The 19,578-nt window shown below is 58.5% G+C and carries 13 protein-coding genes; 7 read left to right on the forward strand and 6 right to left on the reverse strand.

Annotated features, from left to right (window positions below; translation table 11 throughout):
- Window positions 1-20 precede the first annotated feature (20 nt).
- Complete coding sequence (locus BCA01S_RS17415; RefSeq protein ID WP_027777995.1) at window positions 21-2,273, reverse strand: polysaccharide biosynthesis tyrosine autokinase; 2,253 nt, start codon at window positions 2,271-2,273, stop codon at window positions 21-23.
- A 603-nt stretch (window positions 2,274-2,876) separates the two neighbouring features.
- Between BCA01S_RS17415 and BCA01S_RS17420 the strand changes: the two genes are divergently transcribed.
- The 4 genes from BCA01S_RS17420 (at window position 2,877) to BCA01S_RS17435 (ending at window position 8,686) form a co-directional block, all read left to right on the forward strand.
- Complete coding sequence (locus BCA01S_RS17420; RefSeq protein WP_027777996.1) at window positions 2,877-3,806, forward strand: polysaccharide deacetylase family protein; 930 nt, start codon at window positions 2,877-2,879, stop codon at window positions 3,804-3,806.
- A 102-nt stretch (window positions 3,807-3,908) separates the two neighbouring features.
- On the forward strand, window positions 3,909-5,711 hold the full coding sequence (locus BCA01S_RS17425) for a NosD domain-containing protein (protein WP_244146005.1): 1,803 nt from the start codon (window positions 3,909-3,911) through the stop codon (window positions 5,709-5,711).
- A 367-nt stretch (window positions 5,712-6,078) separates the two neighbouring features.
- Complete coding sequence (locus BCA01S_RS17430; RefSeq protein WP_042318795.1) at window positions 6,079-6,702, forward strand: SCO family protein; 624 nt, start codon at window positions 6,079-6,081, stop codon at window positions 6,700-6,702.
- 76 nt (window positions 6,703-6,778) lie between these two features.
- The gene (locus BCA01S_RS17435) at window positions 6,779-8,686 is read left to right on the forward strand and encodes an RICIN domain-containing protein (RefSeq protein ID WP_169740534.1); all 1,908 of its coding nucleotides are present in this window, start codon (window positions 6,779-6,781) and stop codon (window positions 8,684-8,686) included.
- A gap of 508 nt (window positions 8,687-9,194) precedes the next feature.
- Here the strand turns inward: BCA01S_RS17435 and BCA01S_RS17440 are convergent.
- Both BCA01S_RS17440 and BCA01S_RS17445 read right to left on the reverse strand, forming a co-directional pair.
- On the reverse strand, window positions 9,195-9,830 hold the full coding sequence (locus BCA01S_RS17440) for an FMN-binding negative transcriptional regulator (protein WP_027778000.1): 636 nt from the start codon (window positions 9,828-9,830) through the stop codon (window positions 9,195-9,197).
- Between the two features lie 183 nt (window positions 9,831-10,013).
- The gene (locus BCA01S_RS17445; RefSeq protein WP_027778001.1) at window positions 10,014-11,573 is read right to left on the reverse strand and encodes a hypothetical protein; all 1,560 of its coding nucleotides are present in this window, start codon (window positions 11,571-11,573) and stop codon (window positions 10,014-10,016) included.
- 928 nt (window positions 11,574-12,501) lie between these two features.
- Between BCA01S_RS17445 and BCA01S_RS17455 the strand changes: the two genes are divergently transcribed.
- A complete protein-coding gene (locus BCA01S_RS17455; RefSeq protein ID WP_244146006.1) occupies window positions 12,502-13,545 on the forward strand; it encodes a glycosyltransferase in 1,044 nt (347 codons plus the stop codon).
- Between the two features lie 118 nt (window positions 13,546-13,663).
- On the opposite strand, the gene BCA01S_RS17460 is transcribed toward BCA01S_RS17455, so the two are convergent.
- Window positions 13,664-14,638 (reverse strand): FkbM family methyltransferase, encoded by a 975-nt coding sequence (locus BCA01S_RS17460; RefSeq protein ID WP_244146007.1) that lies wholly within the window; start codon window positions 14,636-14,638, stop codon window positions 13,664-13,666.
- A gap of 216 nt (window positions 14,639-14,854) precedes the next feature.
- A complete protein-coding gene (locus tag BCA01S_RS17465; RefSeq protein WP_027778005.1) occupies window positions 14,855-16,387 on the reverse strand; it encodes a methyl-accepting chemotaxis protein in 1,533 nt (510 codons plus the stop codon).
- A gap of 402 nt (window positions 16,388-16,789) precedes the next feature.
- On the opposite strand from BCA01S_RS17465, the gene groES reads away from it, so the two are divergent.
- Complete coding sequence (groES, locus tag BCA01S_RS17470) at window positions 16,790-17,080, forward strand: co-chaperone GroES (RefSeq protein ID WP_007178996.1); 291 nt, start codon at window positions 16,790-16,792, stop codon at window positions 17,078-17,080.
- A 53-nt stretch (window positions 17,081-17,133) separates the two neighbouring features.
- Window positions 17,134-18,774: a chaperonin GroEL gene (gene groL / locus BCA01S_RS17475; RefSeq protein ID WP_027778006.1), complete on the forward strand. Its 1,641-nt coding sequence runs from the start codon at window positions 17,134-17,136 to the stop codon at window positions 18,772-18,774.
- A gap of 179 nt (window positions 18,775-18,953) precedes the next feature.
- Here groL and cysC read toward each other — a convergent pair whose 3' ends face one another.
- A complete protein-coding gene (gene cysC, locus BCA01S_RS17480) occupies window positions 18,954-19,568 on the reverse strand; it encodes an adenylyl-sulfate kinase (RefSeq protein WP_027778007.1) in 615 nt (204 codons plus the stop codon).
- Window positions 19,569-19,578: the final 10 nt, after the last annotated feature.

The following is a 19,578-nucleotide window of genomic DNA, read 5'->3' on the forward strand; positions in this document are numbered from 1 at the left end:
GCATGCGCTTAGGCAAGGGGTCAACTGCCGGATTTGGAGTCGCCCGAGGCGGTCGCGTACTGATACGACAGATATCGGTTACGGCCCGCATGCGAACCCAAGCTGTAGCGATAGGCAGCGGGATGGAAGGCGTTGAAGATTACGCCTTTGACTTCCACGTTCGCATGCCTAAGTTGCTTGACGGACTCGCGTACTTCTTCGACCGACGTCGTGCCGAAGCGCGTTGCGAGGAACACAGTGCCGCAGCGGTGCGCCAATACGGCGGCATCGGATACCGCGAGGACGGGCGGAGTATCGATCAACACCATGTCGTAACTGTCGCCTACCGACTCCAGGAGACGGGACATTGCATCGCCCATCAGAAGCTCCGCGGGGTCGGACGGTGTAGTACCGTTGGGAAGGAAGTCGAGTCCGGGCGCTACGTTACGCTGCAGGGCGTCGTCCAACGTGGCACTCTGCGTCAGAACGTCCGCGAGCCCCGGTTGCGATTCCTTGCTGAAATACTCGTTTAGATGGCCCCTGCGCAAGTCAGCGTCGATCAGCAGCACCCGCTTGCCGGATCCGGTCATCACGGCTGCCAGATTGGCGGATAGAAACGATTTGCCGATCTGTTCGCTGGGACCGGTGAGCAGCACGCGATTGTTTCCCGCTTCCAGCATTGAAAGCTGCAGCACGATGCGCAGACTGCGTAGACTCTCGACAGATGGATCTCCAGGAGAATGTGTGGCGAGCAGCAGCAAGCCCTCGTTCCGTTTTGGCGATTCATGCTCGAGCGCTGCTTGTGTGCGCGAAACCGGCACGGTCGCATAGACAGTCAAACCAGTTTCCTGCTCGATGTCCTGAGGGTTTGTCACACCGCCTCGCAGTATGTGGCGCAAGAAGGTCACCACTATGCCCAAGACGAGGCCGAGTGCTGCGGAACCTGCGATCAGCAGCGGCTTATTCGGCTTGATAGGCTCCTTCGGAACGACCGAGCGGTCGAGCAGTCGCACGGTGCCGACTTTGCCTGCCCGCACGAGTTTTAACTGCTGCATGTTGTTGAGCATGCCGACGTAGAGATCGTTATTGACGCGCACATCGCGCATCAGGCGCAACGACTCCTGTTCCAGTTCCGGCAGTGACGTCATTCGCTGTGAAACAGCGGCCTCTTTGGCGCTCAAGGCGGCAAGCTGCTGGTCGACGGCACGAACCGACGGGTGCTCACTCGTGAAAAGTGCGGTGAGTTCTGAGCGTTTCTGCTTCAGTGCCAGTGCACTAGCCTGTAATTCGACGCTTTCGCGCAGATAGGTCTTGCCTTCCTCGCTGATGTCGAATGTGCCGCGCTTCATTCGCAGCGCGTTGTAGCTACGCTCGGAATCTTCAAGTTCGCTTTTTAGTTGAGGAAGTAAATCGCTGAGAAACGCGAGCGATTTCTCGGCCTCGGCTGCCTTGCGCGCGATGTTTGCCGCGACGTACTCGTCGCCGATGTTGTTCAGGATCTTCGCGGTCAGTTGCCGGTCGGTGCCTGTCAGCGACGCCCCGATAATGCCGCTCTGCTTGCCTTTTTCAACGATAAACAGCTTGTCTTGCAGGTTCTCCAGCGTCTTCAGTCGCGAGTTCCTCACCACCAGAAATTCCGTGCCGGGATTCGCATTGAGTGCCTGCACGCGCAGCGTTATCTTGCCCGTGCTTTCGTTGGAAACGATCGTCTCGCCTACACGTCCGTAAATCGGCGCGTCGAGCTGCTTCTGTTCGACAACATAGCGACCTCCGCCGAGCGAGGTCAGCTTGAAGTCGTCGCCTTCGAGATCTTCTGGGACATCGAACGTCCCTACGTTGATCGATTCGCTGCCCCACGCATAGCCGCCAGCGCCGAGCACGCCGGGCTGCGACAAGCTTTTGTTCCAACGCGCAATCCAATTGCCGATCAGTGGAAAGCGCTTCGGCTCGGCGCTTATGTAGAGTTTGAGATTGTCGACCGCATTCCCTACCACCATGCGCGAGCGCAGTACCTCGATCTGAGCGGTGGTTTCTGTTTTGACGTCGAAGAGGCTCGATACATCGCCAAGCAAGCTCTTGGTATTGGTAGGACTCTCCTGTTCTACCTGCAGGAGAATATCGGACTGGTAAACGGGCGGTGCGAGAAGACTGTAGGCCACGCCCATTGCAAGCACCATGCTCGCGATTGCCAGAACGAGCCACCGGTTCGCCAAGACTACGTCAAGGTAACGGACCAGATCAACGTCATTCTGGCGGGAGCCGGCAGCCTGCGATTTTGGAGAAAACTCGTTCATAAGGAGCCCATCATCGAAGAGGTTTAACCGACCACCCGCACACATGGATGTGCAGGTGCTGATGCCAGCAAAATTACGTTGCCGCACGCTATTCGTCTGCGTATCGGCGTCAAGCGTCGCGGCCCATTACTTTCCGCCCGAGTTGCGAGCGTCGTTCGAGCCCCTGAATATGCCGACGAAAGTCTTTCCATCGCTTCAATGGAAGAGGCGGCAAACAAGGCTCATACATTGTCGGAATGCTGCGACTCGTCAGACGCGGTTCGTGCCTGAGTGAAAACCGGGTCGCGTGTAGAACGGTGTGAAGGTGGACTAGCGCATGATGCGCACCAGTCAGCACTGCCAAAGTCTGCGGTGCCAATTTCGACGCGTATGTTCGCGAGCGCACAACCTGAACGGGATCATTTGCGCCGCATAGGCGCAGCACCACTGTGAACAAGATCTGAATATGCACTTTGTCGGCGACGGTATTCGCGAAAAGTGGAACCGTTAGAGCCAAATGAGGGCAAGCAGCGTCTTTGTGGTTAACCGCACGTTCTGGCCTTATTGGGAACGGTATAAGGAAGCGCTCAACCCGTGCTGTATTTCGTGACCTGAAGAGGCGACATGAAACCGAAGCGACTAATGCGCACGATTTTTACGCACGCCATTCTTCTCAGCGGATTACCAGCGCTCACACGCTTTCTGCTATGGCGAGACCGGGTTGCGGTGCTTCTCTATCACGATCCCGATCCAGCCACGCTTGATTCACACCTTGCGTATCTGAAGCAGTATTGCGACTTCGTTCCGATGTCCGAAGTGAACACGCCTGGAAGAGGTCGCCGCCGCGCGGCGCTCACATTCGACGATGGTCATGTTGGAAACGCTGCGCTGTTGCCGATTTTCATCAAGCATGGCGTTCGTCCTACCATTTATATTTGCAGCAGCATTGTGGCGCATGAGCGCACTCACTGGTGGCTCACGCCCAGCGCGCAGCATGCGGGCGTCAAGCGTCTGATCAAGCTGCCTAATGCGCAAAGGCTCGAGGAGTTAGCACGGTACGGGTTTCATCAGAATGTGCGCAGCGACGAAGCTCCGGTCAGCGGGCTCAGCGAAGACCAAATAGAAGCGATGCTGCCGTACGTGGATTTTCAATCGCACACGCGTTTTCACCCGACACTCACGCGCCTGGAAGATCAGGAGTGCATCGAGGAGCTCGCGCAATCGAAGCGTGAGGTTGAAGAGCTTACCGGGGCACCCTGTGAACACTTCGCATACCCCTATGGCCGATATGGCTCGCGCGAAGTGGCAATGCTCAAGGCGACCGGATACAAGAGCGGACGCACTACAGCGGTGGGCTGGAACGATGAAAAAAGTGATCCGTTTCGTCTGAGCGCATTCGATATCGAAGACGATTCGTCATTGCCGTGGTTTGCCGCGCAAATGACCGGCGTGCCGCTTGCGTGGCGAAGGCTACCTTTGGGCGCGGTGAAGTCGATATTGGTCAGGACGTTTCGCTTCGCTCGTATCGGCAAGCCGCAGACGAATGCCGGGTAATTGATCGGTAGCTTGCAGCGGGTGATGTCGCCATCGCACCGCGGCGGATGCTGGAGGCTTCTCGACAGCAAACCATTTGTGCTCGAACCTGCGGGAAAAATTTTGAGCGAACAGAGGCGCAATTTCCTGACGAAGCTAACCACGACCGCGGGCGCGGCAGTGGCGGGCTACTTTTCGGCTAAACCGGCAGCTGCGTCGAATGCAACAAATACACGCGGGCCGAATGGCGAAGCAAGCGTGCTGGACTTCATGTCGCCCGAAGCACGCGCCGACGCACGATCTGGCACGCCGTCCGTCGATCACAGCGCTGCGATACAAGCGGCCTTCAGCAGCGGCGCCGCAGTCGTGAATGTCCCTGGCGGGCACGTGTTCAAGGTGACGAAGCCGCTCAGGATTGAGAAGACGATTCGTGTAGTCGGCGGCGGCGAGTTGCGATTTACAGCGGGCGTCGCCAATGCAGCGGCAATCACAGTGACTGCTCAAGGCTGTGAGTTCGACGGAGTCTATCTGACGAACCCGAACATGCATCAGTCGAATAGCGGCGAACGCAACGTCGGCATTATGTTTCGCGCGAGTCTTGGTTCCGTCACGCGCTCGACCATTCGCTATTTTCAGAACGGCATTCAGGTTGAGTCGACGGGCGAGTACCACGACTTCATCATCGCCAATAACAGGGTTATTGACTGTATCGGCGCTGGTGGCGGCCCCACGCAAAAGTCTACGTATGGCGAGGATCGCGGTGACGGTATCACGGTCTGGGGTTGCGCAGCGACGATCACCGGTAATCTCGTGACGGCGAGAGCCGGTCAGGACTGCCGCATCGGCATACACATGGAAGGGCTGGCGAACTACCATGCCGACTCTTTCCCGCTGCAGGACAACATGTGCACTGTGGTGGGCAACGTCGTGCGAGGTTCGTTCCGGCGCAGCATCGTGACGGAAAATGTCAATAACTCGACCATCACGGGCAACACCTGCGAGGGCGCGAAGTGGTGGGGCATAGCTATCGTCCGATCGCTGGCGTGCTCGGTCACGGGTAACACGGTGATATTCGATCGTGCGGCCACCGACGGCACCGGGTCCGCATGGGATCCGATTCACGCTGGCATTGCCGTGTATGGCGGCGCCGTGCAGTGCGTCATATCGGGCAACACAGTCGACCTCACGCGCGGTCATGCGAAAGCCGCAATCTGCTTGCTGGGCTCGGACACCGACAATGCGGTGTCAGTGGAGCAGCGGGCGGCGACAAACGGCACGGCTCGCGTGACGCTTGCATCCGCAAATCCTGCGGTTCAACTCGGACAACTCATTACTGGGCCAGGCGTGCCGTCAGCAACGTTTGTTGTGAGTGTTGCTGGAACTGCGCTGGTTGCGAGCAACCCGATACGCGCCGGCTCGCCGCTATTAACTTTCATCTGGCATGAGCGCGGACAAGGCACCGCTGTCACCAATAACAGTGTGCTTTGTAATGCGGCGGATGGCGCAATTGGCATTCTCGCGCTCTACCAGGATTCGCCGTCGATTCTGAGCAATAACCTGCGCTACATGGGCGCTCACGGAATTCATTGTCTGGACGTGTCCGACCCGGTAATCAATGGCAATACCGTACTCGGTCAAGAGAGCCCGAAGCACGGCATCTATCTGGAGTCCAGCGCGACGGGGGCGGTTGTAGTGGGCAATGTGGTCGAAGGTTTCAGCGGGCCTGGGGGAAGTGGAATTGCGGCGGCAAATCGCGTTGGCGGTGTTGTGTCGGCCAATCTCGTGCGCCGTTGCGAGACAGGCATGAATCTGAACGGCTGCACTGCCATGTCGGTGACCGGAAACAGCGCAATGAGCTGTGGCACCAGTTATTCGCAGGCACGCGGTGCCGGCATGCTCCTCGCGAGCAACGTCAGTGCGGGTTGAGAAAATGACATCGCGGCACGCGAATCAATATAGATCGCGACAACGCTTCGCATTGCCGGATTCTTTCAACTGTCCCACGTTCCGAACCACCACGCGCAAACAGGTTTCACGTCACGAAGCACTGGGAAGTGTGGGGTACTAAACAAACCGTAGTCGCGGTCTTCGCATACGATCGAATGCCGTCGACGTTAATCGCTGCCTCCAAATACGTAACCGGTTCGCCGCCCTCGGAACCGACGCAACGTAGCGATCGCCGACTCACCCGACGTGTTCATTGACTGCCGCGCCAAACGCTGTTTGCGAAGGCGAGTGTGCAGTTCTGTGAGCTTTTGCGGAGGACGACGCCTTGTTTCATCCGAAAGCTCTCATGCGCGCTGAACGTGGCGAGTCCACGTCGGTTGAAAGATCGTCGCGGCGCGTCTTTCTGCGTGATGCCGCAATGCTTGCAATCGCGGCAGCGCCTTTGCCGTCGTACGCACAGCATGGAACGTCGGGGCTCGTCACTCCGCCAGTTCGTCTGGAAGACACCCGACTGGTCGATCAGACCGGTACAGAGCGATCGCTGAACAGCGTGCTGCTAGATGGCGTGACGGCAGTTCAAACCATCTATACCGGATGTAGTTCCGTATGTCCTCTGCAAGGAGCGCTATTCAGCGCGGTGCAGCAACGGTTGCCACAGATTCGTGGGCGCTATCCGGTTCGATTGCTCTCGATCGGAATCGATCCGCTTTCCGACTCACCATCCGCGCTGCATGAGTGGCTCAAGCGTTTTCAGGCAGGGCCAGCATGGACTGCTGCGACTCCGACACTGCGAGACGTCGACGGTATGCGGATGGCGCTTGCGGGCAGCCGCTTGCCGCTCGGCAACATCGCGGATCATGCGACCCAGATCTACTGCTTCGATGCAAGCGCGCGGTTGCGCTGGCGCAGCGCGGATCTTCCGCGTGTAGACGAAATTTGCAATGCGCTGGGCGCATTGGGGCGCGCGTAGTTCAACGTTAACTGGAGCAGAGATCATGGCGCCAATTCCGTTTGTCAGATTCATCTCGCTCTATGCAGGCGGGTGCATGAATGCACTTTTCGTCGCCGCTATAGCGTTCGCGCTTGCCACGTTTGCGACGCGCGTAGAGGCGCAAACGGTAGGTCCGATAACGCTCAGTGGTATGAACCTGTGCGCGGACGTTGACTCCGCATCTACAACGGGCGGCGCCTCGGTCATTTCCTGGGGCTGCTCGGGCGGTGCAAATCAGCAGTGGCGACCGGTGGCCACCGGATCCCAGTTCCACTTCGTGAATCAGAACAGCGGCCTGTGCATGGACGTGACAGGAGAGAGCTTGAACGCTGGCGCCGCCATCATCCAGTGGGCGTGCAACGGCCAGACGAACCAGACATTTACTGCGAAGCCGCAAGGCAACGGCTATGCGATTGTCGCTGCGCACAGCGGCATGTGTCTGGCGGCGCAGAGTCTGACTGGATGGGGGCAGCAAGTCCGACAGCAGGTATGCAATGGAAGTGCTCTGCAGACATGGCAGTTGAGCGGCCTGAATGTGAAGACATTGCCGTCGAAGTGGTCGGCGCCTGTCGGGGTGCCGATGGTTCCTGCGGCGGCCGCCAATCTTCCCGACGGCAATGTGCTGGTGTGGTCGTCGGATATGCTTCTCGACTTTACCTCCGGTGAAATCACGCCGGGAAAGACCTACACCGCGGTCTTCAACCCAACCACGGGAACCAACAAGCAGGTGCTGGTCAGCAACACCGGGCACGATATGTTCTGCCCCGGTATCGCGAATCTGCCGGACGGCCGCCTGCTGGTGAACGGGGGATCGAGCAGCTCGAAGACGAGCATCTACACGCCTTCGACCGGTCAATGGTCGTCGAGCAACCTGATGAAGATCCCACGCGGCTATCAGGGGACCGTTACGTTGAGCAATGGGAGCGTGTTCACGCTCGGTGGTTCATGGAATGGCGGCGAGGGTGGCAAAAACGGCGAAACATGGACATCCGGTTCGGGTTGGCAAATCAATGGCGCGATACTGGCCGACTACATATTGACCCAGGACGCAGCAGGCATATTTCGCGCCGACAATCACGCGTGGTTGTTCGCGGTGTCCAACGGACGGGTGTTCCACGCCGGACCGAGCCAGGCCATGCACTGGTTCGACACGGCCGGTAACGGCAACGTGACCGATGCCGGCAAGCGCGCGAACGATACCGATGCGATGAATGGCAACGCCGTGATGTACGACATCGGCAAGATTCTCGCTGTTGGTGGTGCGCCAAGTTATGAGCAGTCGAATGCGACTTCGAATGCCACGCTCATCGATATCAGCACCGGCACAGCGGTCGCCACCGCGCTGCCTCCGATGAGCTATACACGGGCATTCAGCAGCAGCGTTGTGTTGCCGAACGGGCAGGTCGTCGTGGTGGGCGGTCAAGCCTTTGCGCAGCCTTTCTCGGACGACACTGCTGTGCTCACTCCGGAGTTGTGGGACCCGACGACGAAAGTCTTTTCGCAGCTCGCGCCGCAAGCCGTGCCGCGGACGTATCACAGCGTTGCGCTGCTATTGGCGGATGGCCGCGTGCTGAGCGGAGGCGGGGGACTGTGCGGCGGCTGCGCGACTAACCACACAGACATTGAAATTCTTACGCCGCCGTATCTACTCAATGCGGATGGATCGGCAGCGACACGGCCGACCCTCAGTAACGTGCCGGCCGATGCACAGCTCGGTACTTCCATCGCCGTGAAAGCGAGCAGTGGTGTCAAGGCGTTCGCGCTCATGCGTCTGTCGTCCAACACGCATGCTGTAAACAACGAGCAGCGACGCGTGCCGTTGAGTTTCACGGTAGGGACGGCTGGCGAATTCATTCTGAAGATTCCGGCCGATCCCGGCGTTGTCGTGCCTGGCTATTACATGCTCTTTGCGTTGAACACCAACGGCGTGCCGAGCGTGTCACGCACGCTGCGCCTGCACTGATGATTACGTCGACAACCTTACGCCAGGCGATTCGGCTGACGATCTGCCTGGCTATACTAAGTAATGCGCATTTCGCACATGCCGACTTGAGCTGCTCGCCGGGCGATATGGGCTGCGCGATCTTCACCGGGCAACGTGCGGCAGTAGCGCACCTGCGCGACGACAATCAGTCGCTGCCGGACTGGACCACGCGATGCGTGAATTGCCATACACGGACGGATCCATCGCCCGGCTTTGCGCCGCCCCTTACTCGTGGCTACTTGCTCGATGCAAGAAGCCGCCGGGGCGGACCGCCCAGTCGGTACGATCCCGTTGCGTTCTGTCGGGCAGTCAAGGACGGCATAGATCCGGCAAGCGTGGTCTTGCGCAAATCCATGCCTCATTTCGAGCTATCGAGTGCCGAGTGTGCAGCGCTTTGGCGCTTTGTCACTAACCCGTAGTGCGCTGAGCGCATAGCGCACATGTCGCCCACTGGTCGGCTCGAAGAGAGCACCGGGGCGAGCATGGCTTACTGCTTATGCGGCGCGTGCTCGAGCATCGCATCGGCGATACGATGGTTGCCGTTTTCCTTCAGCGCTTCGGCTGCGCCCTCAATATCGCGTGCGTCCTTGTTCTGGCTTAGCTTGCTCTTGCCGACGAGCCGGGTGATCTCGATCTCCAGGCCGACAATCGCTTTGAGCATGGTGTGGATATATTCGCTCGGCGCGTCTCCCATTTTCCACGGGCGAGGCTGGCCCGCCTCATGTGTGCGAGTCAGGCGCGCCACGACGCCTCGCACGTATTTTTCATCGTCGCGAATCGTGATGCGGCCGTGCGCGTGTACCACCACGTAATTCCACGTGGGCACCTGTCTGTGCGTTTCCTGCTTGCTCGGGTACCACGTCGGCGAAATATAGGCATCGCCCGCATGGAAGATGACGAGCACTTCATCGCCGTTAGTCACGTCCTGCCACAGCCGATTGTTTCGCGCGACGTGCGCGTGCAGCACGCCGAATTCGCCTTCTTCCGGCGCTAGTTCGAACGGAATGTGATTCGCGTCCAGACCGCTCGTGCCGTGAGTGATCAGCGTGCCGAAGGGATTGTGCGCGATCAACGCATGCAGCACGTCTTTGCGCGCTTCGTTGAAATGGTCGGGTACGTACATGGCTGCTCCGTTGAGTTCTGTACGCAGTGTGCGCCAAAACTCGTTTGGCCTGTAGAGCCAGCTTCGGGCGATTTCTTCAGGCCAGAGTCGCAGCGTCGCGTGTCGGTGTCTCGTGAAAAACAAATGGCCTCCCGCCAGAGAGCGGCGGGAGGCCAATTCCTACATCGGACGCAGGCAGGCGGATCAGCTATCCGCGTGGCCCGACGTAAAGTTCGAGAATGCGCCGTACGGCGGATTCAGCGCGGTCCCGTTTGTCATAATGCCGAACGTGTTGTTGCCGCTATCGAGCACGTAGTACATGACGGACTGAATGTTGTGCGTCTTGCGTGCCGCATAGAACGAGCCCAATTGCGACGTAATGTAATTCGCTCGATATGTTTGCGTCTGCTCCGGGCCGGTGTTCCACTCAGTGATGAAGAACGGCACACCGTACCGGGCCTTGCAGTACGCAGGCAGGTTGATGCCCGGACCAGCGCCATCGGTACCGATGTTGAAAATGTCGCCGTACACTTCATAGTTGTGCCATGTCGTGATATCCCAGCGCACCTTCGGATAGCCGCCGCTGCCGTCGGGTTGCATGCCGTCCCACAGCGCGTCCGAGGCACCGACGTCGGCGACGCAGAAGTTGATACCGCATTTCGCGCCGGGCTGCGCGGCTTTCACTCCGTCGATCATGCCGCGCATCGCGCCACGCATGGTGGGCCAGTTCGCATTGTTGAAGTCGAGGGCCTTCGTTCCTGCGTTCGTCGAATCGATGATGATCGCCCTGTCGCGCGTCAACTCGTTACCGCATTCGTAGAACGTCACGCCGTAGGGCTTGAGCGCGTTGGCGATCGTGAATGCCGGTCCATACGTGGCGTTATACGCGGCGGATTCGCCTGCGAGCAGTTTGCCGTTGCTGTCGTAAAGACCCAGGTTGACCAGCACGAGCAGCGTCATACCGGCCGACTGGAACGCCTGTGCCAGTTTAACCACGGCATTCAATTGATTCGGATCTGCTGTGCAGCCGACGCGGTAGCTCGTGCAGCCCAGGCCCTTCAGGATCGACACGAGTTGCGTCGGCGTGTACGGGTAGTCGAAGTGACCGTTGATGCCAAAGAAGCTTCCGGCGGTCGCGGCGGTGGCAATGCGCGGATCGCTACATGGCAACCATTGGGAGGCCACCTCTGCATTCGCATAGAACTGTCCGCTGGTGTTGCGGCAATAGATCTTGCCGCCGTACCAGAGCACCAGCGACACGTTGTAGTTGTTGCCCACAACTGCGCCGTTCCGGGAGATAACACCGTTGGTCAGCGTCCACACGGCGCCGGTCTTGTCGACAATGTTGGGAGCCGACGGCATCGTCGTACCGTCCGGCGACGTCGTACCTTGTCGCGGGTCACTCGTAGACTGCCACGTCGACCCGGTCCATTGGTAAAACTGTGAGCTGGTGTTCTCGACGTAAATGTTGCCGTTGAAGCACAGCGCGAGAATCACGTTGTAGTTGTTCCCGGCCTTCGCGCCATTGCGATAGGCGACGCCGCCCGAAAGAGTCCAGGTGGCGCCCGAGCCGTCGATCAGGGATGTCGCCGGCGGCATCGCGGCGCCGTTCGGCGACGTGCTTTTGGCCGTTGCGTTCGCCTTTTGCGCCGCAGAATTAGCGGTAATTGTGCCGCCTTCTTCTGCGCCGCCGCCACATGCGCTCAAAATAACGCTTCCGCTCAGTGCCGTCAGTGCGCCAATAAACTGTCGTCTTTTCAACATTTTGAATTATCCGCTATCGAAAAAAACCCCGAAAAAATTTATAAATTCATTCTTGTATTTTGTTAATTACTGATCTTGAAACCAGAAAATCTTTATTTTTATTCGCACTACTGATGGTCGATAAAATCTCAGTGCTATTTGGTGCGTTATGCCGTGCGTCTGCCGAACCGGTACGCGCCGCTTCAATGAACGAGGCGGTTCAAAGAAACGCGCACGAGCCAGTCGAAACGGCCGGGCCGATTCGCGCGTCGGGGATTCATCAACAGTGGGGTCAACCGAACGATTTGCCGGAACCGCGGATCAGAACGGTGTCCGTGCAAACGTTTGCCGGGAAGCGAACCCGCAGTGCGTAAAATTTGCGGGGTTGCTACTGCGAACGGGGTAGATCTTACCCGCAACAGTGGTCGGACAAAACGAGAAATAGCAAATTCCCGCCAGAAAGCAAGATCGTTTCCGATTTGGCGGCTTGTCCCGAATAAGTTTTACTTTCTCCTTATCGTATGGGGACTGGTCGCCCTGCATTTTTTTCGCTTTGACCCCACGAGGCGGAGGTCATATTTTCCGCTTTCATGCGCATCAGGTTAGCTTCCCGCCGCCACTTCGGCGCCGGGCAAATCGACACGGTTGCATATGTTCAGCACTTTCGGACACTGGCGCGCGGGGCTCCCTCAGATTGGCGCGTTCTAAGGTGATGCGACTTCGCAAAACGATTTGGTGCATGCTAAGCTGAACTTAAAGATGGAGCGTTAATTAACTCAATACTGGTTTAGGCGTTTGAATGATGGGCATTGTAAATGTCCGTGTATTCGCCTGAGCGTGTTGTTTTCGCGCGTGAAGCTTGACCGGAGATTGTCGAATGTCGCAGGTCATTGACAAAACCAGTTACGCGACTGGAAAAAACGAAGTGAAAAGACGGCCTCGAGTATTAATGTGCCCTTTTAGAAATCCTACAAACCGCTACATCGACATTCAGAAGGATCTATATAGATCCGCCGGCTACGATGTGTTGCCGCTGTCAATCAGGGGACTGCTGAGCGGCGGGTTCGCCGATCTGCTAAAGCCGGAGAACATGCTGGTATTTCATTGGCTTGAATACCGGGCGTTCAGGCGTCAGAAAGGCACGGCACAACTTAGCGTGACCGGCTGCCTGCTACTGGCGTTCTACTGTTTATTGATGTTGATCGGGCGAGCCAAGGTCGTGTGTTTCGTGCATGACCAGGCAGTGCACGATACGGTCGGCCTCAACAGGCGCCTGTCTATGCGGATCATTGCGTTCGTACATCGTCTTGCCGATGTCCGCGTTGTGCACGCGCCGGATTTTCAGGGCCGCTACAGTGCGCAGTATTTACCTCATCCGCTCTATTGGGACGCTCCCGGCCATCCGCCAGGTACGGCGAAGGCCCGCAGCGCGGCGCCGCTTTATACGATGCTCGGCGTGATTCGTCCATATAAGCAGATCGACGCGGTACTCGACGTCTGGCCGGGCGATTGCAAACTGCACGTCGCCGGCCACGGTACCGAAGCTTATCTCGCGACGCTGAACGAAATCATCGACAGGAAAGCGCTGCGAGAAGTCGTGCGCATCGATTCGAAGTTTTTAACCGACGCAGAGTTCGCGCAAAGCATTGCGCAGAGCGATGTGTTGATCTTGCCGCACGCGGTCGACTCCATGCTCGTCAGCGGCGTCTTCTTTGAAGCCATTGGTCTCGTGCCGGTGCTGATCGCACGATCGACACCTTTCATGGCGTGGGCCGCGAGGAGGTTCGAGAACGTCATGCTGTTCGATGACGTAAGCGAGCTCCCCGCGATTCTGCAGTCGGTCAATGAGTCGTGGCGGACCATTGCCAGCAATGCGGCCAAGCGCAAAGCTGTCGACGAGTTCGGCTGGAATGCCTGCTGCCGGCAGTACGCGCAGTTTTTCGAGTCGGTCGTGGGACATGCGAACGCTGTCGAAAAGCCGGTAACTGAGTGACGCTGTGAGCCGGTAGCGCGTTGTTACGCTGTTAGTTAGCCGAGGCCGTGTTAGTCGCGGCGGTTATCCGCTGCGGTTCTGCAGCCGCCAAGCGGTTTGCGTGCGACAACCTGCTTTGCTATCGCGTGAGTGACGCCGTCTTCGTCGCAAAGATATCGACGTAATTGAGCGGGTCGTCGCGCCATTCTGTAATTGTGCTCCGCAGGCGCGCTGCGATTGTTCGCATTGGTTCCGTCTCGGCTGGCTTTCCCGCCTTTGCGTCGGTTTCTTCAACCTTGCCGTATGTGAAGTGCTCCTCAAGAAACTGGAGGACGACGTTGGGATCGCCCCCTAACCGCGCCATATGATACGGCGACCATTCCACGAGGATCGCATCGGCTTTCGCAAGGGTCTTGCTGCCGCCAGCAAACACATAGGGCTCCGCACCCTGGGTATCGACTTTCGCAAAGACAGGGCCTGACAACTGAATAGGAAGATCATCCAGTCTTGCGCAACGCACTTCGATGATCTTGCGACCCACCTCGTTCTGTTTCGCCGGAAGGTCGGTTTCGATGTGGAGGCGGTGATCGCCCAGATTGCCGTCGGCAATCTCGAAGGGCAGTACTTCCTCGCGTTCGTGCAACGCGAGTTGGAAAGTCTCTATGTTGGGTGACGGGCAATTTTCCGCAATGTTGCGCAGAAGATTGCGGTAGTTGACCGGTTCCGGTTCGAACGCATAACACTTCACGCGCTCGTTGTGCTGCGCAATCGGTATGGTCGTCATCCCGATGTTCGCGCCGATGTCGAGATATGTCCCTCCCGAACCGGCGAAGAATAATTTCAACTTGTCCGAGAGCTCAGGCGCCCAACGTCCGGTCTCGGCGTACTTCTTCAGAATGCTCAGGTCATTCGAACTGCTGACCATCGTGCCGTACTGTCCATTTGCCGAGAACCGTACAACATTCAGCTTCCGTGAGAGGCTGGACAAGTAGAGATAGCCATACTCTCTCGCGAGCGAGTTATCCTCGAGGAGGGACTTTGCCATCACATGCCGAAGCCTCAAGGGAAGCATCGAGGTTACAGCGCCAGCGGCGGAGAGGACGAGTTTCTTCATGAGAAACAGAATACAGCAACCCTATTTCTACAGTGTTTTCACATCTCCTCGCTTTCGGCAAAGGCATCAACGAAATCGGCCAGGCTTGGTAAGCGGACGACACAACACGAATGCAACGTCGCGCTGATTAGGCAAGAGGCCACGTGATCGCTATACGAGCGACGCAACTGTAGCTAACAGTTGATCTAGCGTCGCGCCGCGAACCCGCGGCCGATGTCAGGCGGTGCGGAAAACCGACACGGCCGTGCGCAATTGCTGCGCTTGATGTTCGAGAGAGCCGGCGGCCGCAGCCGCCTCTTCGACTAACGCGGCGTTCTGCTGCGTCACTTCGTCCATCTGCGTGATCGCCTGATTGATCTGCTCAATGCCGCGGCTCTGTTCGTGCGACGCCGACGCGATCTCGCCCATGATGTCCGTCACCCGCTGAATCGCGATGCCGACCTTCTCCATGGTTTCCCCTGCGCTCGCGACGAGTTCGGCTCCGGTCTCGACCCGCGAGCCCGATGCCTCGATGAGCGCCTTGATATCTTTGGCGGCACTCGACGATCTTTGCGCGAGACTGCGGACTTCGCTTGCGACGACGGCAAAACCCCGGCCTTCCTCGCCCGCTCGCGCGGCCTCGACCGCCGCGTTGAGCGCAAGAATGTTCGTCTGAAACGCGATGCCTTCAATGATGCCGATGATCTCGGCGATTTTTCCCGAACTCTCCTGGATCCCGCTCATCGTGTCCACCACTTGTCCCACGATCCTGCGTCCTTCGAGCGCGACCTGATTGGCATTGTCGGCGAGTCCGTTCGCTTGCCTCGCGTTTTCCGAGTTCTGCTTGACGGTCGCGGTCAGTTCTTCAATGCTCGCTGCCGTTTCCTGCAGCGATGCGGCTTGCTGCTCGGTCCGTGCCGAGAGGTCCGTGTTGCCCGCTGCGATCTGACTCGTCCCACTCATTACGGCCTCGGAGCTCGTGCCGATGCGGACCACCATGTCGAGCAATGACTGCCGCATGCGTGCCACCGATGCGAGCAAGCTCGTTTCATTAGCGCCCGTAACGACGATCGGAAGACTCAGGTCGCCGACCGACATGCGGTGCATGGCCTGCGAAACGTCGGCGGGTTCGCCGCCAAGTGCGCCGGTCACGCGGCGAATGATTTGCCAGGCAAGTGCCGCAATACCCAGAATCGCAACCGAGATCAGGGTGATGAGGAACGCGCCCGTCCGCCAGAACGTCGCGCTGATATCGGTGGTGAAGATGCCAGTTCCAATCCACCATCCCCACGGCTTGAACTCGACCAGTCCGTTGATCTTTTCTACCATCTCGCCGCTGGTGGGGTGCTTGGCCAGCACCGTCATGATCGGAATATGTTCGCGGGCGAGCATTTCACGGTAGAGGTCGCCGTCGGGACGTCCGTCGGGTGCTTTTCCTACGTTGATCTTGCCGACGGTCGAAGCCTTGCGGTGTACCAGCGTGAGGCCGTCGGGAAGCCGAGCCCAGAAGTAGCTCTCGTCCGAATAGTTCAGTTGACTCAAGGCCTCTTTCGTCGCGGACTGCGCCTGTTCGGTCGTCAATTTCCCGGCCACTTCCTGGTCGTGGTAGTACGAAGCGAGGTGTTCTGCCATTCGCAGCAGATTGGTGATCTGTGCGCGCTTGTCGTCGAGCATCGCCTGTCTGACGCTGTAAAGACTGTAGGAACCGACAACCAGGAGCGCGACGAGCGCCGCGAGTGCAAGCATCGTCAGCCGCGTGGAGACCTTCATTAGAAACCTCAATTGTTCAGTGATCCCGCCGCCGAAGCAGGGTAAAGAGCGCGCAGGTTTCTCATCAACGGCACGGCGCGCCGATACTGTATAAGGGTTTCTATTGATTCGATGACGCGCGCCCATCGGCGGAGCAGGAAGGGGCGCGAAAATCTTGCGACTGAGCAGGTCGGGTTTTCCCTGCCATCGGCGCCGGGTATCAAGTCAAAGCGAGCTGGTGGTCTAGCCCGTGACGAGCCCGATCAGGTAAATCTCAACTGTCCCCACATCCCTTCTTGAATTTGTCACCACCCGTCCATATAATTAGCACTCGCTGCACGAGAGTGCTAACAACTTCGCCGGTTGGCTCGGCCAGCCGGGTTTTCCAAGCGTTCTTCAGTCTCAATCAAGAGAGGAGTATGTATGAACCTTCGTCCTTTGCATGATCGCGTGATCGTCAAGCGTCTGGATCAAGAAACCAAGACCGCGTCGGGCATCGTGATCCCCGAAGCCGCAGCAGAAAAGCCGGATCAGGGCGAAATCCTGGCGGTCGGCCCGGGCAAGCGTGACGACAAGGGCGCACAGATCGCGCTCGACGTGAAGGTTGGCGACCGCGTCCTGTTCGGCAAGTATGCAGGCCAGACCGTCAAGGTCGACGGCAACGAACTGCTCGTGATGCGCGAAGAAGACATCATGGCCGTGGTGCAGAAGTAAGCGCAAAGCCGCTACTTCACCGGTTATATCCCAAGAATTCAAGGAGTTAGAAGATGGCAGCTAAAGACGTCGTATTCGGTGATTCCGCCCGTGCCAAGATGGTCGAAGGCGTGAACATCCTCGCGAATGCTGTGAAGGTCACGCTGGGTCCGAAGGGCCGCAACGTTGTCCTGGAACGCAGCTTCGGCGGCCCGACGGTCACCAAGGACGGTGTGTCGGTCGCGAAAGAGATCGAACTGAAAGACAAGCTCCAGAACATGGGCGCGCAAATGGTCAAGGAAGTGGCTTCCAAGACCAGCGACAACGCAGGTGACGGCACCACGACCGCAACGGTTCTGGCACAGTCGATCGTCCGCGAAGGCATGAAGTACGTTGCATCGGGCATGAACCCGATGGACCTGAAGCGCGGTATCGACAAGGCTGTGACCGCCGCGATCGAAGAACTGCGCAAGATCAGCAAGCCGTGCACGACGAACAAGGAAATCGCACAAGTCGGCGCGATTTCGGCAAACAGCGACTCGTCGATCGGCGATCGTATCGCTGAAGCAATGGACAAGGTCGGCAAGGAAGGCGTCATCACCGTCGAAGACGGCAAGTCGCTGCAAGACGAGCTGGACGTCGTCGAAGGTATGCAATTCGACCGCGGCTACCTGTCGCCGTACTTCATCAACAACCCGGACAAGCAAGTTGCCGTGCTCGAGAACCCGTTCGTGCTGCTGCACGACAAGAAGGTCTCGAACATCCGCGATCTGCTGCCGGTTCTGGAACAAGTCGCCAAGGCTGGCCGTCCGCTGCTGATCATCGCAGAAGACGTCGAAGGCGAAGCACTGGCAACGCTGGTGGTGAACAACATCCGCGGCATTCTGAAGACGGTTGCCGTGAAGGCTCCGGGCTTCGGCGATCGCCGCAAGGCCATGCTGGAAGACATCGCGATCCTGACCGGCGGCCAGGTCATCGCTGAAGAAACCGGCCTGACGCTCGAAAAGGCAACGCTGGCAGAGCTGGGCCAGGCGAAGCGCATCGAAGTGGGCAAGGAAAACACGACGATCATCGACGGCGCTGGCGAAGCTGCAAACATCGAAGCGCGTGTTAAGCAAGTCCGCACGCAAATCGAAGAAGCTACGTCGGACTACGACCGTGAAAAGCTGCAAGAGCGCGTTGCCAAGCTGGCAGGCGGCGTTGCAGTGATCAAGGTCGGCGCTGCGACCGAAGTCGAAATGAAGGAAAAGAAGGCACGTGTCGAAGACGCACTGCACGCAACGCGCGCAGCTGTGGAAGAAGGCATCGTTGCTGGCGGCGGCGTTGCGCTGATCCGCGCACGTACGGCGATCGCCGGCCTGAAGGGCGCTAACGCCGATCAGGACGCAGGTATCAAGATCGTTCTGCGCGCAATGGAAGAGCCGCTGCGCCAGATCGTCACGAACGGCGGCGAAGAAGCCAGCGTCGTGGTGGCGGCAGTTGCTGCTGGCCAGGGCAACTACGGCTACAACGCAGCAACCGGCGAGTACGTCGACCTGGTTGACGCTGGTGTCGTGGACCCGACGAAGGTCACGCGCACTGCGCTGCAAAACGCAGCTTCGGTGGCAGGTCTCCTGCTGACGACCGACGCAGCTGTTTGCGAACTGCCGAAGGAAGACGCAGCGATGCCTGGCGGCATGCCCGGCGGCATGGGCGGCATGGGCATGGACATGTAATTTCATGTCTGCTCCCCGGTTGCGCCTCGCACAGAGGTTCAACCGCGAGCCCATGGAAAAGCGCGCCGCAAGGTGCGCTTGCCAAAGAAAAAACCCGCAATCAAATGCGGGTTTTTTTTGTTTCTGCGTTTATTCGTTTTTGCGTTTCTGCGTGACGAAAAGCGGTCAACGCCTTACGGCTAAGCCGGTTGCGCGAGGCAATGCTCGTGCAAGTACCGGAAGATGCCCGCTACGCTTTCGACCGGCGTCAACGTTGCGGTGTCGATTGTGATATCCGGATCGAGCGGGGCTTCGTAGGGCGCTGATACGCCTGTGAACGATGCAATTTCACCGGCCAGCGCCTTTGCGTACAGACCTTTCGGGTCGCGGTGCGCACATACCGCGAATGGCGCGGACAGATATGTCTCCACAAATTTATCGGGGCCCACGATATCGCGCGCCATCGTCCGGTCGGCCTGCGTCGGCGAGATGAGCGCAGTAATAACGATAAGTCCTGCGTCGTTCATCAACTGGGCGACATGCGCGACACGGCGGATGTTTTCGTGGCGGTCGTGCTGATCGAAGTCAAGATCGCTGCCGAGGCCGTGGCGAACGTTGTCGCCGTCGAGTACATAGCAGGCCCGGCCTTGGGAGACGAGTTGCCGTTCCAGTTCGAACGCGATGGTCGACTTGCCTGCTCCCGAGAGGCCGGTCAGCCAGATCGTGACCGGCTTCTGGTGGAGAAGACGCATCCTGTCCGCGAGCGTAATGGCACCGTGAAACCGTTGCACCGGGCCGCCGAGCTGCTGTTTCATTGTGTGTTCC

Source organism: Paraburkholderia caledonica NBRC 102488, from assembly GCF_000685095.1.
Taxonomy (GTDB): Bacteria; Pseudomonadota; Gammaproteobacteria; order Burkholderiales; family Burkholderiaceae; genus Paraburkholderia; species Paraburkholderia caledonica.